Annotated in this window: 6 protein-coding genes, 2 tRNA genes and 4 rRNA genes; all 12 read left to right on the top strand. The window is 56.2% G+C overall.

The window, feature by feature from the left end; genetic code table 11:
• Positions 1-15: 15 nt before the first annotated feature.
• The 12 genes from AC4BCN_RS28310 (at position 16) to AC4BCN_RS28255 (ending at position 15,064) form a co-directional block, all read left to right on the top strand.
• Positions 16-1,674 (top strand): DUF2300 domain-containing protein, encoded by a 1,659-nt coding sequence (locus AC4BCN_RS28310; protein ID WP_490492261.1) that lies wholly within the window; start codon positions 16-18, stop codon positions 1,672-1,674.
• A gap of 29 nt (positions 1,675-1,703) precedes the next feature.
• A complete protein-coding gene (locus AC4BCN_RS28305) occupies positions 1,704-2,432 on the top strand; it encodes a YfaP family protein (protein ID WP_252867074.1) in 729 nt (242 codons plus the stop codon).
• Between the two features lie 387 nt (positions 2,433-2,819).
• Positions 2,820-4,350, top strand: a 16S ribosomal RNA gene (locus AC4BCN_RS28300).
• Between the two features lie 81 nt (positions 4,351-4,431).
• Positions 4,432-4,508 (top strand) — tRNA-Ile (locus tag AC4BCN_RS28295).
• Positions 4,509-4,527: 19 nt separating this feature from the next.
• Positions 4,528-4,603, top strand: a tRNA-Ala gene (locus tag AC4BCN_RS28290).
• Between the two features lie 240 nt (positions 4,604-4,843).
• A 23S ribosomal RNA gene (locus tag AC4BCN_RS28285) occupies positions 4,844-7,719 on the top strand.
• 138 nt (positions 7,720-7,857) lie between these two features.
• Positions 7,858-7,970, top strand: a 5S ribosomal RNA gene (rrf, locus tag AC4BCN_RS28280).
• Together the 16S, 23S and 5S rRNA genes with 2 tRNA genes alongside form the textbook arrangement of a ribosomal RNA operon.
• A gap of 315 nt (positions 7,971-8,285) precedes the next feature.
• Positions 8,286-8,975 (top strand): phosphatase PAP2 family protein, encoded by a 690-nt coding sequence (locus tag AC4BCN_RS28275; protein WP_490492260.1) that lies wholly within the window; start codon positions 8,286-8,288, stop codon positions 8,973-8,975.
• A 62-nt stretch (positions 8,976-9,037) separates the two neighbouring features.
• Entirely contained in the window at positions 9,038-10,516 is a 1,479-nt protein-coding gene (locus AC4BCN_RS28270) for a DUF2868 domain-containing protein (RefSeq protein ID WP_490492259.1), read from the top strand.
• Entirely contained in the window at positions 10,513-12,003 is a 1,491-nt protein-coding gene (locus tag AC4BCN_RS28265) for a DUF3482 domain-containing protein (RefSeq protein ID WP_490492258.1), read from the top strand. Before AC4BCN_RS28270 ends, AC4BCN_RS28265 begins: the two co-directional genes overlap by 4 nt.
• Positions 12,004-12,041: 38 nt before the next feature.
• Positions 12,042-13,121 (top strand): tartrate dehydrogenase, encoded by a 1,080-nt coding sequence (locus AC4BCN_RS28260; protein WP_490492257.1) that lies wholly within the window; start codon positions 12,042-12,044, stop codon positions 13,119-13,121.
• A gap of 412 nt (positions 13,122-13,533) precedes the next feature.
• A 16S ribosomal RNA gene (locus AC4BCN_RS28255) occupies positions 13,534-15,064 on the top strand.
• Positions 15,065-15,074 lie beyond the last annotated feature (10 nt).

Below are 15,074 nucleotides of genomic sequence, written 5' to 3'. Positions count from 1 at the left end.
GCACGTCCGGCATTGATGGCCACTCTGTTGCTGGCCGCGCCTGCATGGGCGGCCTCGCTGGATGTGGCCTGGTGGCGCGACGGAAAAATCGAAGTGCGGCAGCTGCGCCAGGGCGGTGCGGCGCCACCGCCGTTCGACGGTGCACGGCAAGTGCCGCTGGCCAGCTTGTGGAAGCTTTTCGTGTATGTGTACGCGACGGATAACAAGGTGGCGATGCCGGACTACCGCTGCGGCGGCCGTGATCCGGAAGAAGTGTATTGCTGCGATGCGGGCCAGAGCATCGGCCACGACGCGGCACTGGCGCAATCGTGCGGCCCGTTTTTCTCGCCCAGGCGTCTGATGATCACGCCAGCTTCGTGGCGCAAATACTGGACCGGCCGCCTGGGTGCGGCGCCGGCAGGCGACTTTGCCTGGCTGTCCGATCCTGCGCAACTGGCGCCGGCGCGCACGGTGCGCCTGGACAGCTTGCTGCGCGCGCTCGACAGCATCCCGGCCGCCAGCCGCGTGGACGCGGAAGCGGCCTTGCTGCGCGTGGTGCTCGATGGGCGCGGCGCGGGTACGGCACGCTGGTTCGGCAGCCAGCTGCGCGTCAAAACGTATTCCTGGCACGAGCAGCGCCGGACGGACGAACGTATCGGCGGTGCGGCCGGCTGGCTGGCCGATGGCACGCCGATCTGGTTTGGCGGCGCGGGCGGCAGCAGCAATGTGTTCGAGCAGTGGGCGCCCAGGCTGGCCGCGAGTCTGCCGCCAGTGGGGGCTGCCGATGATGGCGGCTGCGTGGTGGTCGATTATTTCAAGCGTTATCCGATCCGTGCCGTGCGCGGCGAACGTGGCGTGGCCGTACCTGGCCCGCTCAATGGCCGCTACCACGTGCAATTCGACAATGGCCAGAACCTGGCCTTGCGCAGCACCGGCGAGCTGATGCTGCTGCAAGAGAAGGGCGGCCGTCCGCAATTGCGCGGCCGCTTCGGCGTCAATGAATATGTGGCGCGCGTGCTTGACCGCGAAGCGAATGCCAACGAGCCGGAAGCGGCCAAGGCGCTGGCGATTGCCGCGCGCACCTATCTGCAGCAGAACGCGGTGACGGTGGCGGGTTGCCAGCAGATCGCCGACAGCAGCGCGACCCAGCGTGTCAGTCCCAGCCCCGCCACGCCGGCGGCCCTGGCCATTGCGCGTTGGACCGACCAGCTGATCGTCGATGGCGTCACCGTGCGTTATCACAGTAACCAGGCGTCCGAGGGCACGATGGCGTGGAGCGAGGCGGTGCGCCAGGCCAGACAGGGCAAGCACTATGATGAATTACTGGCGGCGGCCTATCCCGGCGGCGCGCTGAGTACCTTTGGTAACACGGGTGCGCGTTGCCGTCGCCTGGCGCAGAACGAGGATTGGCTGGCGCGATCCATGCCGCGCTGGCAGCGCGTGCTGTTGCGCGAGGCTGGCTACGAGGCGCCGCCGCAAGCGCCGCTGGTCTGCGCCTTGCAGAGCGGCGCGCCGTATTCGGAGCAGTCGCGCAACCGCATCTTCATGCGGCCGCTGGCCACGCGCGAAGACCGCATCACCCTGGCCCATGAATACCTGCATCTTGGCCTGCGCCGTCATCCGCGCGGCCAGGACGAAGAATATGTCGAGCGGCTGGCCCGCCGGCTCGTCGACCTTAACCTGGAGGCCCTGTGAGTTTTTATATCCGTTGCGCGATTCCCCTGATGCTATTGCCACTCTGGGCGCAGGCCCAGGTCACTATCGATGCACCGAAGAGCGGCTGGCGCAACTCGGCCGGCGCGCGCGAGGATTACACGCAAGCGGTCAATTACCCCGCCGCATCGGTCAACCTGCAGCCGGGCCAGGCTGAAACGGCGCAGATACGCGGGCGTATCGCGGGCGCCGTCAAGGGCAAGCCCGCCACCCTGGTGGTCAATGGCGTGGCGATGCCGATGGAAGTGGGCGAGGACGGCAGCTATGGCCGTCCCTATGGCTTCGGCAGCGGCTCGAATAGCGTGGAAGTGCGCTCGCCCGATGGTCGGAGCCGCGCGCGCACCCAGTTTGTCGACAGCTACCAGGGCAAGACCCAGGCGCGCTTGCGCATCGTGCTGTCGTGGGACAGCGCTGGCACCGACCTCGATCTGCACGTGGTCACGCCGGACGGTGGCCACGCGTGGTATGGCAACCGCGTATTAAAAGATGGCGGCGCGCTGGACGTGGACGTGACGACCGGCTATGGCCCGGAGATATTTTCCAGTTCGGCGCCAGTGAAGGGCAACTATCACGCCTACGTCAATTACTACGGCAGCGGCGAAAACACCGCCATGCTGACTGTCGCGCGCATATCGATCATCACCAACGAAGGCACGCCGCGCGAAAAGCTGCAGAGCTTCCAAGTGCCGATGCGGGCCGCCGGCGAGCTGACCCTGGTGAAGTCATTCGTGTTGCCATAAATGGCTCTTGCGGAGCCGCGGCACCTTGGCTATAATTCGCCCCCTCGCTGAACGACGCATGCAAATGCCGAGTGAAGACGAGAAAAAGAAGGAGTTGACGGAAGTAGCGAAACGCTTCATACTCTTCCTTCTTCGCAGCTGACAAACACAACGCTTTGTCGATAGCGCGAAAGCAGTACCGAATACAGTTCTTTAACAATTAACAGTCGATAAGTGTGGGCATTTGATGTAAGTGCTGCGCTGCGCAATCTTCGGATTGCTTTAAATATCAAATGTTCACAASAAATAMYGAATTCTGACACCTCTYTAGTAGTGGCCTGTCAGTTTTTTGAGTGAGCGACCCGTCAGCAATGACGGTGCCAATAAAATGGCAAAGTAACAGAGATTAAACTGAAGAGTTTGATCCTGGCTCAGATTGAACGCTGGCGGCATGCCTTACACATGCAAGTCGAACGGCAGCACGGAGCTTGCTCTGGTGGCGAGTGGCGAACGGGTGAGTAATATATCGGAACGTACCCTGGAGTGGGGGATAACGTAGCGAAAGTTACGCTAATACCGCATACGATCTAAGGATGAAAGTGGGGGATCGCAAGACCTCATGCTCGTGGAGCGGCCGATATCTGATTAGCTAGTTGGTAGGGTAAAAGCCTACCAAGGCATCGATCAGTAGCTGGTCTGAGAGGACGACCAGCCACACTGGAACTGAGACACGGTCCAGACTCCTACGGGAGGCAGCAGTGGGGAATTTTGGACAATGGGCGAAAGCCTGATCCAGCAATGCCGCGTGAGTGAAGAAGGCCTTCGGGTTGTAAAGCTCTTTTGTCAGGGAAGAAACGGTGAGAGCTAATATCTCTTGCTAATGACGGTACCTGAAGAATAAGCACCGGCTAACTACGTGCCAGCAGCCGCGGTAATACGTAGGGTGCAAGCGTTAATCGGAATTACTGGGCGTAAAGCGTGCGCAGGCGGTTTTGTAAGTCTGATGTGAAATCCCCGGGCTCAACCTGGGAATTGCATTGGAGACTGCAAGGCTAGAATCTGGCAGAGGGGGGTAGAATTCCACGTGTAGCAGTGAAATGCGTAGATATGTGGAGGAACACCGATGGCGAAGGCAGCCCCCTGGGTCAAGATTGACGCTCATGCACGAAAGCGTGGGGAGCAAACAGGATTAGATACCCTGGTAGTCCACGCCCTAAACGATGTCTACTAGTTGTCGGGTCTTAATTGACTTGGTAACGCAGCTAACGCGTGAAGTAGACCGCCTGGGGAGTACGGTCGCAAGATTAAAACTCAAAGGAATTGACGGGGACCCGCACAAGCGGTGGATGATGTGGATTAATTCGATGCAACGCGAAAAACCTTACCTACCCTTGACATGGCTGGAATCCTCGAGAGATTGAGGAGTGCTCGAAAGAGAACCAGTACACAGGTGCTGCATGGCTGTCGTCAGCTCGTGTCGTGAGATGTTGGGTTAAGTCCCGCAACGAGCGCAACCCTTGTCATTAGTTGCTACGAAAGGGCACTCTAATGAGACTGCCGGTGACAAACCGGAGGAAGGTGGGGATGACGTCAAGTCCTCATGGCCCTTATGGGTAGGGCTTCACACGTCATACAATGGTACATACAGAGCGCCGCCAACCCGCGAGGGGGAGCTAATCGCAGAAAGTGTATCGTAGTCCGGATTGTAGTCTGCAACTCGACTGCATGAAGTTGGAATCGCTAGTAATCGCGGATCAGCATGTCGCGGTGAATACGTTCCCGGGTCTTGTACACACCGCCCGTCACACCATGGGAGCGGGTTTTACCAGAAGTAGGTAGCTTAACCGTAAGGAGGGCGCTTACCACGGTAGGATTCGTGACTGGGGTGAAGTCGTAACAAGGTAGCCGTATCGGAAGGTGCGGCTGGATCACCTCCTTTCTAGAGTTTGCACGAATCATGTAAATGATTCACGCATCAAATGTTCACACTTATCGGCTGTTAATATAAAGAACAGCATTTGGGGCTGTAGCTCAGCTGGTTAGAGCACCGTGTTGATAACGCGGGGGTCGTTGGTTCGAGTCCAACCAGCCCTACCAGTTTCTGTAGTAAATCTCAGGGGGATTAGCTCAGCTGGGAGAGCACCTGCTTTGCAAGCAGGGGGTCGTCGGTTCGATCCCGTCATCCTCCACCAAAAGTTCAAACGTAAGTTGATCACATCGGTGATTGAATTTAGGTTTGGTCTTTTCGAGACCAAGTGCTGTATGTTCTTTAACAATCTGGAAGAAGTAAAGATTATTTATTGATCGGTTTGCCGTAAAAAGCGAATCGATGGGTAATGATTGTATGTATCAACAAACAAGCAACAACGTTGTACTTTCTTATCCCTGTAGCGCTCTTTGATGCGTTCGGAATGAAGAGGCTAACGTTATAGGGACAAGCGAATAAGTGCACATGGTGGATGCCTTGGCGATTACAGGCGATGAAGGACGTAGTAGCTTGCGATAAGCTGCGGGGAGTGAGCAAACACACTTTGATCCGCAGATTTCCGAATGGGGCAACCCACCCTTTTAGGGTATTGCATACTGAATACATAGGTATGCAAGGCGAACGCGGCGAACTGAAACATCTAAGTAGCTGCAGGAAAAGAAATCAACCGAGATTCCCAAAGTAGCGGCGAGCGAAATGGGAAGAGCCTGTACGTGATAGTCGGACCGATAACAGAATCCTCTGGAAATAGGAGCCATAGTGGGTGATAGCCCCGTATGTGAAATCGGACCGGTGGTACTAAGCGTACGACAAGTAGGGCGGGACACGTGACATCCTGTCTGAATATGGGGGGACCATCCTCCAAGGCTAAATACTCGTAATCGACCGATAGTGAACCAGTACCGTGAGGGAAAGGCGAAAAGAACCCCGGAAGGGGAGTGAAATAGATCCTGAAACCGTGTGCATACAAACAGTAGGAGCGGACTTGTTCCGTGACTGCGTACCTTTTGTATAATGGGTCAGCGACTTACATTCAGTGGCAAGGTTAACCGAATAGGGAAGCCGTAGAGAAATCGAGTCCGAATAGGGCGATCAGTCGCTGGGTGTAGACCCGAAACCAAGTGATCTACTCATGGCCAGGATGAAGGTGCGGTAACACGCCCTGGAGGTCCGAACCCACTAATGTTGAAAAATTAGGGGATGAGCTGTGGGTAGGGGTGAAAGGCTAAACAAACTTGGAAATAGCTGGTTCTCTCCGAAAACTATTTAGGTAGTGCCTCAAGTATCACCATCGGGGGTAGAGCACTGTTATGGCTAGGGGGTCATTGCGACTTACCAAACCATTGCAAACTCCGAATACCGATGAGTGCGAGCTTGGGAGACAGACGTCGGGTGCTAACGTCCGGCGTCAAGAGGGAAACAACCCAGACCGCCAGCTAAGGTCCCAAAGATTGGCTAAGTGGAAAACGAAGTGGGAAGGCTAAAACAGTCAGGATGTTGGCTTAGAAGCAGCCATCATTTAAAGAAAGCGTAATAGCTCACTGATCGAGTCGTCCTGCGCGGAAGATGTAACGGGGCTAAGCCAGTCACCGAAGCTGCGGATATCGCAGATTTGATATGGTAGGAGAGCGTTCTGTAAGCCTGCGAAGGTGTCTTGTAAAGGATGCTGGAGGTATCAGAAGTGCGAATGCTGACATGAGTAGCGATAATGGGGGTGAAAAGCCTCCACGCCGTAAGCCCAAGGTTTCCTGTTCAACGTTCATCGGAGCAGGGTGAGTCGGCCCCTAAGGCGAGGCAGAGATGCGTAGCTGATGGGAAGCAGGTTAATATTCCTGCACCGTCGTATGATGCGATGGGGGGACGGATCGCGGAAGGTTGTCTGACTGTTGGAATAGTCAGTTTCTGTCTCATAGAAGGCGCTTAGGCAAATCCGGGCGCAGGATTCAAGGGGATGGGACGAGTGAACTTGTTCACGAAGCAATCGGAAGTGGTTCCAAGAAAAGCCTCTAAGCTTCAGTCATACGAGACCGTACCGCAAACCGACACAGGTGGGCGAGATGAGTATTCTAAGGCGCTTGAGAGAACTCGGGAGAAGGAACTCGGCAAATTGGTACCGTAACTTCGGGAAAAGGTACGCCCCGGTAGCTTGATTGGTTTACTCCATGAGGGTGAAAGGGTTGCAATAAACTGGTGGCTGCGACTGTTTAATAAAAACACAGCACTCTGCAAACACGAAAGTGGACGTATAGGGTGTGACGCCTGCCCGGTGCTGGAAGATTAAATGATGGGGTGCAAGCTCTTGATTGAAGTCCCAGTAAACGGCGGCCGTAACTATAACGGTCCTAAGGTAGCGAAATTCCTTGTCGGGTAAGTTCCGACCTGCACGAATGGCGTAACGATGGCCACACTGTCTCCTCCCGAGACTCAGCGAAGTTGAAATGTTTGTGATGATGCAATCTACCCGCGGCTAGACGGAAAGACCCCATGAACCTTTACTGTAGCTTTGCATTGGACTTTGAACCAATCTGTGTAGGATAGGTGGGAGGCTTTGAAGCGGGGACGCTAGTTCTCGTGGAGCCAACCTTGAAATACCACCCTGGTTTGTTTGAGGTTCTAACCTTGGTCCGTTATCCGGATCGGGGACAGTGCATGGTAGGCAGTTTGACTGGGGCGGTCTCCTCCTAAAGTGTAACGGAGGAGTTCGAAGGTACGCTAGATACGGTCGGACATCGTGTTGATAGTGCAATGGCATAAGCGTGCTTAACTGCGAGACTGACAAGTCGAGCAGGTACGAAAGTAGGACATAGTGATCCGGTGGTTCTGTATGGAAGGGCCATCGCTCAACGGATAAAAGGTACTCTGGGGATAACAGGCTGATTCCTCCCAAGAGTTCATATCGACGGGGGAGTTTGGCACCTCGATGTCGGCTCATCACATCCTGGGGCTGTAGCCGGTCCCAAGGGTATGGCTGTTCGCCATTTAAAGTGGTACGTGAGCTGGGTTTAAAACGTCGTGAGACAGTTTGGTCCCTATCTGCCGTGGGCGTTGGAAATTTGAAGGGGGCTGCTCCTAGTACGAGAGGACCGGAGTGGACGAACCTCTGGTGTACCGGTTGTCACGCCAGTGGCATTGCCGGGTAGCTAAGTTCGGAAGAGATAACCGCTGAAAGCATCTAAGCGGGAAACTTGCCTTGAGATGAGATTTCCCAGAGCCTTGAGCTCTTTGAAGGGTCGTTCGAGACCAGGACGTTGATAGGCTGGGTGTGGAAGTGCAGTAATGCATTAAGCTAACCAGTACTAATTGCCCGTACGGCTTGTCCCTATAACCTTAGCAGGTACAGAGGATAAGACGGTACAACGTTGCGTGTGTGTTGATACTACCAGTCATTACCCCAATCTTTGCTTCTTCCAGATTCAGGCTTTGTCGCTCCATACAGGACAAATGCCAGTACAAGTTATGCCTGATGACCATAGCAAGTTGGTCCCACCCCTTCCCATCCCGAACAGGACCGTGAAACAACTTTGCGCCGATGATAGTGCTGCAACCAGTGTGAAAGTAGGTTATCGTCAGGCTTGTTATTCGAAAAAACCCCTTCCGGTGATCCAGTTGGGGTTTTTTTACGTCTGGTGGTTTGTTGGGCGCCGCGGGTGGTTGTCGGCTTACGCGCGTAGCGCTAATCCGACCTACGTTTACTGGCCGGTCGGTAGGTCGGATTAACGTAGCGTAATCCGACAACTCAGGCGCCAATGCAACAGACAAAAAAAGGCAGCGCTACGCGCTGCCTTTGTCATTTATCACCACAAGTTGTGCACGGCGGGCATCGTCATGTTCTCTTCATCTTGACACTGTACGATGACTTTCATTCTCATCAAGTAACGTGTGCACCCATGCTGGCCAAGCTTAAACTCCTCAAAACTCCCAAAGGCATTGATAGCGTCCTGATGCTGTCGGCCATGCTGATACTCTGGATCGGCAATTACAGCAACCTCGACCTCATGATCGCCGACAGTATGTTCGACCGCGCGCGCGGGCAATTTTCCGGCGCTGACAGCGCGTGGGCGGACAGTTTCCAGCTCTGCATGATCCTGCTTGGCGCCACCTTGATCGGCTTGGCCGTCTGGGACACCTTGCATCCGCTGGCCTGGCTGGCATCACGCCGCAGCGCTTCGCGCGTAGTAGCACTGTCGGTTATCTTCGTGCCATTAAGCATCTATTTGCTCTCATCCTTCAGCGACGTACCCTGTCCCACGGATTTGTTGCGCTATGGCGGACTGGAGCCGTATACTCGCCTGCTGGAAACGTTGCCGGCCAGCGCATCTGCCATGGCATGCCTGCCCGCTACCCAGGCGAACACTGCCTGGTGGATGCTGGCCTTGCCATTGTTCTGTCTGCCCGGACGGCCACGCACGGCATTTTTGTTCACCTGCACCATGCTGCTGTGCGGTTTGGCGGCAAGCTGGCAGCAACAGTTGCAAGGTACGCAATTTTTCACACACACCTTGTGGTCTGCCTGGATCGCTTCTTTCCTGATCTATCTGCTGCATCATTTGTGCCGGGCCGAGGACGCGTTGGCCTGAAACACGAAAGTACGTCACAATCTGCCTGTCGAGTTGTCGTTTCATACAAAAACAGGAGCACCATGAACGAGCAGATTGCGAGAGAAGTGGTATTGGTCCGTGCTATCGAGACGGCCGACCAGAAAAAAGAAGTCCTCAGCGAGGATGACCGCATGTATGCCAGCCGCAGCGCGCGTGAGCTTGCGCAGTGGCAAGCTTCGGGCAAGCAGGCCGAAGTGACCGGTGACGATTTCCTGCAGCAGCGTTCCGAACTGATCATCAAGCGCATCACCGAGCGCACACCCGCCTTCGCTGCCTTCGCGAAGCGTCGCAACGGCATGAAGACCCTGGCGCTGGCCTTGCCATTGCTGGCTTTGCTGCTGGGAGCCGGGCTCGACCGCATCACGGATCCCCATCGCGTTGACTTGCTGTCGGCGCCCTTGTTGCTGATCATCGCCTGGAATGTGCTGGTCTACCTGGGCTTGCTGATCTGGCTATGCATCTCCTCACACTCGCTCGGCTGGCCGAAAGCGGGACTGGTGCGCCACTTGAGCGTGGGCCGCCTGGCCCTGCCGCGCAAACTGCCGCACGCCTTGTCCTCGGGCTTGCTCAGTTTCATGGGGGAATGGGCGCACTTGAGTGCCAAGCTGACAGCCGCGCGCCTGAGCCGTACCATCCACCTGAGCGCCGCCATGTTTGCCATCGGCGCCGTTGCCTCACTCTATGCCCGCGGCTTTCTGTCGCAATATGCGGCCGGCTGGGAAAGCACTTTTTTGAATCCCGGCCAAGTGCACAGCCTGCTTTCGACCTTGTTTGCACCGGCTATTGCCCTATTTCATTTGCAAGGTTTTTCGCTGGCGGAAATCGAGGCGTTGCGCTTCCCGCAAACAACGACCGTCGAAGGCGGCGCGCGCTGGGTGCATTTGTATGCGGCAACCATCTTCCTGCTGGTCGTCGTTCCCCGCCTGATCCTGGCCCTGGTCAACAATTGGCGCGCCGCGCGCCTGGCCAGGAACTTTCCGCTGGATCTCGATCAGCCGTATTTCCGCAAGCTTAATGAAAGCATCGGCGTGGCCACGGGCGGCATGCTGCGCGTCTTGCCGTACAGCTTTACTGTCGATGAAGCACGCCACATGGGATTGAGCCAGCTGTCGATCATGCTGTTCGGCGAGCAGGGGCGCATGATGCTGCGTCCATCGATGTCGTATGGCGAAGAGCCGCAGGATGTCTTGCGCGGCACGGACTTGAACGATCCGCAAGTCAATATCACGGCCGTGCTGTTCAATCTGACGGCGACACCGGAAAAGGAAAATCACGGCGCCTTCCTCGATTATCTGGTGCAATCGTCGGCACGCGGCATCTCCGTCCTGATCGACGAGTCCAGCTACCTGGAACGCGCCGGCGAGCAGGCGGATAACGGCGCGCGTCTGGCGGAACGAGTCGCCCTGTGGCAGCAGTTCTGCCAGTTCCATAAAACCACGGCCACCGTGGTCAATTTGCTCAACCCTGCCTTGCACCCGCTTGATGCAGGTGTCGGCTTGAAAGTATCGGCAGCAGCATGAGTGTGAATGTGAATAAAGATGTGCAGGATGATGCCGTGCAGATTCAGTTTGCGCTGATTTCGCACACGAATAATGGCAAGACGACCCTGGCGCGCACCCTGGTGGGTGTGGATATCGGCGAAGTGCGCGACGCCGCCCACGTGACCGTGTTTGCCGAATCGCATACCTTGCTGGCCACGCCACAGGGCGATGCCTTGCAACTGTGGGATACGCCCGGCTTTGGCGACTCCGTGCGCCTGCTCAAGCGTCTGGGGCAGTCGGGCAATCCCATCGGCTGGTTCCTGCGTGAAGTGCTGGACCGTTACCGCGACCGCCCGTTCTGGCTCAGCCAGCAAGCGTTGCGCACGGCCAAGGACTCCGCCGACGTGGTGCTGTATCTGGTCAATTCTTCGGAGCATCCCAAGGATGCGGGTTACTTGCCGGCGGAAATGAAAATCCTCGCCTGGCTGGATAAGCCCGTGGTGGTCTTGCTCAATCAGATGGGGCCGCCACGTCCTGGCAATGAGGAACACAGCGAGCAGGCGCGCTGGCGCGAGCATTTGCAACAATATCCGATCGTGCGCGACGTCTTGGCGCTCGATGCCTTTGCCCGCTGCTGGGTACATGAGCGGGTATTTTACGAAGCCGTGGGTAAATTGTTGCCGCAGTCGCAGCAAGCGGGCTATGCGCGTTTGTTTGCTGCCTGGCAAGAACAGAATACGGCGCGTTTCCGACAGGCCATGCACTTGCTGGCCACGCAGCTGGCAGTGGCCGGGCAGGATCGCGAAGCCATCGAGCCTGTCTCCAAGGGCTTGCTGAAATCGGCCTTGCAGGTCGTGGGCATAGGCAAAAATGCGGAGCAGCAGCGTCAGGAAAAGGCCATGGCCAGCCTGGTGGCGCGGCTCAATACACACAGCGGTATCACCACGCGCGAGCTTTTGATATTGCACAAACTCGACCCGACCGATGCGCATAAGATCAATAGCCGCATACGGGAAAACTTTGCCGTGCGCGCGCCGATCGACAAGGCGCAAGCGGGTTTGCTGGGGGCCATGATTTCCGGTGCCGCGACGGGCCTGTCAGCCGACCTGATTTCCGGTGGACTGACTTTGGGGACAGGTGCCCTGCTTGGCGGTGTGGTTGGTGCGTTGACGTTTGCGGGCGCAGCCTGGGGCTTTAATTCCGGCACGGACCGTAATGAGCCCACCATGCAATTCACGGATGCATTCCTGCGCACCCTGGTGGTGGCGGGCGTGCTGCGTTACCTGGCGGTGGCGCACTTTGGCCGTGGTCGCGGCAACTTTGTCGAAAGCGAGGCGCCGGCTTTCTGGCAGGATGAAGTCGAGCTGGCGGTGGCGCGCCATGAGGGCGCATTGGTCGAGCTATGGAAAGAAGTGCGCCGCGAGAAATCCAATGAACTGGCGGCCGAACGTGTGCAGCCCATCATCACGGCGATCACTGCCGATGTGCTGGCGCGTCTGTACCCGGACGTGACGCAGCCGATGTAAATACAGACTTCCATCGCCTATTTCCAACAGGGTTTCCCATGAGCACACATAAAATCGCCGTCATCGCCGGTGACGGCATCGGCAATGAAGTCATGCCGGAGGGCTTGCGCGTGATGGAAGCGGCTGCCCGCCGTTTCAATATCGACCTGCAGTTCACGACGATGGCGTGGGCCAATTGCGACTATTACCTGGAACACGGGCAAATGATGCCGTCGGACTGGTTTGCGCAGCTCAAGGATTTCGACGCCATCTATTTTGGCGCCGTGGGCTGGCCGGACAAGGTGCCTGACCACATCTCGCTATGGGGTTCCTTACTCAAATTCCGGCGTGAATTCGATGAATACGTCAACTTGCGTCCCGTGCGGCTGATGCCGGGCGTGCCGTGCCCGCTGGCGAATAAAAAGCCGGGCGATATCGACTTTTATGTGGTGCGTGAAAACACGGAAGGAGAATATTCATCCGTGGGCGGTCGCATGTTCGAGGGAACGGAGCGCGAAACGGTGCTGCAGGAATCCGTTTTTACGCGCAAGGGCGTTGACCGGATATTAAAATACGCATTCGAGCTGGCGCAAAGCCGGCCCAAGAAACACCTGACATCGGCCACCAAGTCGAATGGCATTGCCATCAGCATGCCGTATTGGGATGAGCGGGTGGAAGCGATGGCGCCGCAATTTCCTGACATCCGCTGGGATAAATACCATATCGACATCCTGGCGGCCCGCTTTGTATTGAGCCCCGAGCGCTTCGACGTGGTGGTCGCCTCGAATCTGTTTGGCGACATCCTGTCCGACCTGGGCCCTGCCTGCACGGGAACGATTGCCATCGCACCATCGGCCAATATCAATCCGGAGCGGACTTTTCCTTCCGTCTTCGAGCCGGTACACGGTTCCGCGCCCGATATCTACGGCCAGAATATCGCCAATCCGATCGGCATGATCTGGTCGGGTGCCATGATGCTGGACTTCCTCGGTAATGGCGATGCCAATTACACGGCTGCGCACGATGCTGTTTTGCGCGCCATCGAACAGGTGCTCGAGCGTGGCCCGCGTACGCCCGATATGGGCGGCAGCGCCAGTACGACCGATGTCGGCATGGCGGTTGCCGAATTGCTCAAATAAAGCTTGCCGGCCGTGGGTGGCTTTGCTATAGTTCGCCTCCCCAATGAGACGCAGTCACTGCGGCAGTTGAGGATCACCGGAAACGGCGATGTAGCAAAAAGAAGGAGTTGACGGATTTAGCGAAATGCTTCATACTCTTCCTTCTTCGCAGCTGACAAACACAACGCTTTGTCGATAGCGCGAGAGTAGTAAATAAGCAGTACCGAATACAGTTCTTTAACAATTAACAGTCGATAAGTGTGGGCATTTGATGTAAGTGCAGCGATGATCTTCGGATTGTCGTAATACTTAAAATATCAAATGTTCACAAGAAATAATGAAATAGGCGCTACGAAAGTAGTGGCCTGTCAGTTTTTTGAGTGAGCGACCCGTCGCAAGACGGTGCCAATAAAATGGCAAAGTAACAGAGATTAAACTGAAGAGTTTGATCCTGGCTCAGATTGAACGCTGGCGGCATGCCTTACACATGCAAGTCGAACGGCAGCACGGAGCTTGCTCTGGTGGCGAGTGGCGAACGGGTGAGTAATATATCGGAACGTACCCTGGAGTGGGGGATAACGTAGCGAAAGTTACGCTAATACCGCATACGATCTAAGGATGAAAGTGGGGGATCGCAAGACCTCATGCTCGTGGAGCGGCCGATATCTGATTAGCTAGTTGGTAGGGTAAAAGCCTACCAAGGCATCGATCAGTAGCTGGTCTGAGAGGACGACCAGCCACACTGGAACTGAGACACGGTCCAGACTCCTACGGGAGGCAGCAGTGGGGAATTTTGGACAATGGGCGAAAGCCTGATCCAGCAATGCCGCGTGAGTGAAGAAGGCCTTCGGGTTGTAAAGCTCTTTTGTCAGGGAAGAAACGGTGAGAGCTAATATCTCTTGCTAATGACGGTACCTGAAGAATAAGCACCGGCTAACTACGTGCCAGCAGCCGCGGTAATACGTAGGGTGCAAGCGTTAATCGGAATTACTGGGCGTAAAGCGTGCGCAGGCGGTTTTGTAAGTCTGATGTGAAATCCCCGGGCTCAACCTGGGAATTGCATTGGAGACTGCAAGGCTAGAATCTGGCAGAGGGGGGTAGAATTCCACGTGTAGCAGTGAAATGCGTAGATATGTGGAGGAACACCGATGGCGAAGGCAGCCCCCTGGGTCAAGATTGACGCTCATGCACGAAAGCGTGGGGAGCAAACAGGATTAGATACCCTGGTAGTCCACGCCCTAAACGATGTCTACTAGTTGTCGGGTCTTAATTGACTTGGTAACGCAGCTAACGCGTGAAGTAGACCGCCTGGGGAGTACGGTCGCAAGATTAAAACTCAAAGGAATTGACGGGGACCCGCACAAGCGGTGGATGATGTGGATTAATTCGATGCAACGCGAAAAACCTTACCTACCCTTGACATGGCTGGAATCCCCGAGAGATTGGGGAGTGCTCGAAAGAGAACCAGTACACAGGTGCTGCATGGCTGTCGTCAGCTCGTGTCGTGAGATGTTGGGTTAAGTCCCGCAACGAGCGCAACCCTTGTCATTAGTTGCTACGAAAGGGCACTCTAATGAGACTGCCGGTGACAAACCGGAGGAAGGTGGGGATGACGTCAAGTCCTCATGGCCCTTATGGGTAGGGCTTCACACGTCATACAATGGTACATACAGAGCGCCGCCAACCCGCGAGGGGGAGCTAATCGCAGAAAGTGTATCGTAGTCCGGATTGTAGTCTGCAACTCGACTGCATGAAGTTGGAATCGCTAGTAATCGCGGATCAGCATGTCGCGGTGAATACGTTCCCGGGTCTTGTACACACCGCCCGTCACACCATGGGAGCGGGTTTTACCAGAAGTAGGTAGCTTAACCGCAAGGAGGGCGCTTACCACGGTAGGATTCGTGACTGGGGTGAAGTCGTAACAAGGTAGCCGTATCGGAAGGTGCGGCTGGATCACCTCCTTTCTAGAGTTTG

It is taken from the genome of Janthinobacterium sp. Bl 1, assembly GCF_058215535.1.
Note: the sequence above shows the minus strand (reverse complement) of the source record. Positions and strands in the feature narration are given on the sequence as shown.

Excerpts from the sequence above, each read along its gene's own strand:
- AC4BCN_RS28270 (WP_490492259.1), top strand. The coding sequence starts at position 9,038 with ATGAACGAGCAGATTGCGAGAGAAGTGGTATTGGTCCGTGCTATCGAG.
- AC4BCN_RS28305 (WP_252867074.1), top strand. The coding sequence starts at position 1,704 with ATGCTATTGCCACTCTGGGCGCAGGCCCAGGTCACTATCGATGCACCG.
- AC4BCN_RS28265 (WP_490492258.1), top strand. The coding sequence starts at position 10,513 with ATGAGTGTGAATGTGAATAAAGATGTGCAGGATGATGCCGTGCAGATT.
- AC4BCN_RS28275 (WP_490492260.1), top strand. The coding sequence starts at position 8,286 with ATGCTGGCCAAGCTTAAACTCCTCAAAACTCCCAAAGGCATTGATAGC.
- AC4BCN_RS28260 (WP_490492257.1), top strand. The coding sequence starts at position 12,042 with ATGAGCACACATAAAATCGCCGTCATCGCCGGTGACGGCATCGGCAAT.
- AC4BCN_RS28310 (WP_490492261.1), top strand. The coding sequence starts at position 16 with ATGGCCACTCTGTTGCTGGCCGCGCCTGCATGGGCGGCCTCGCTGGAT.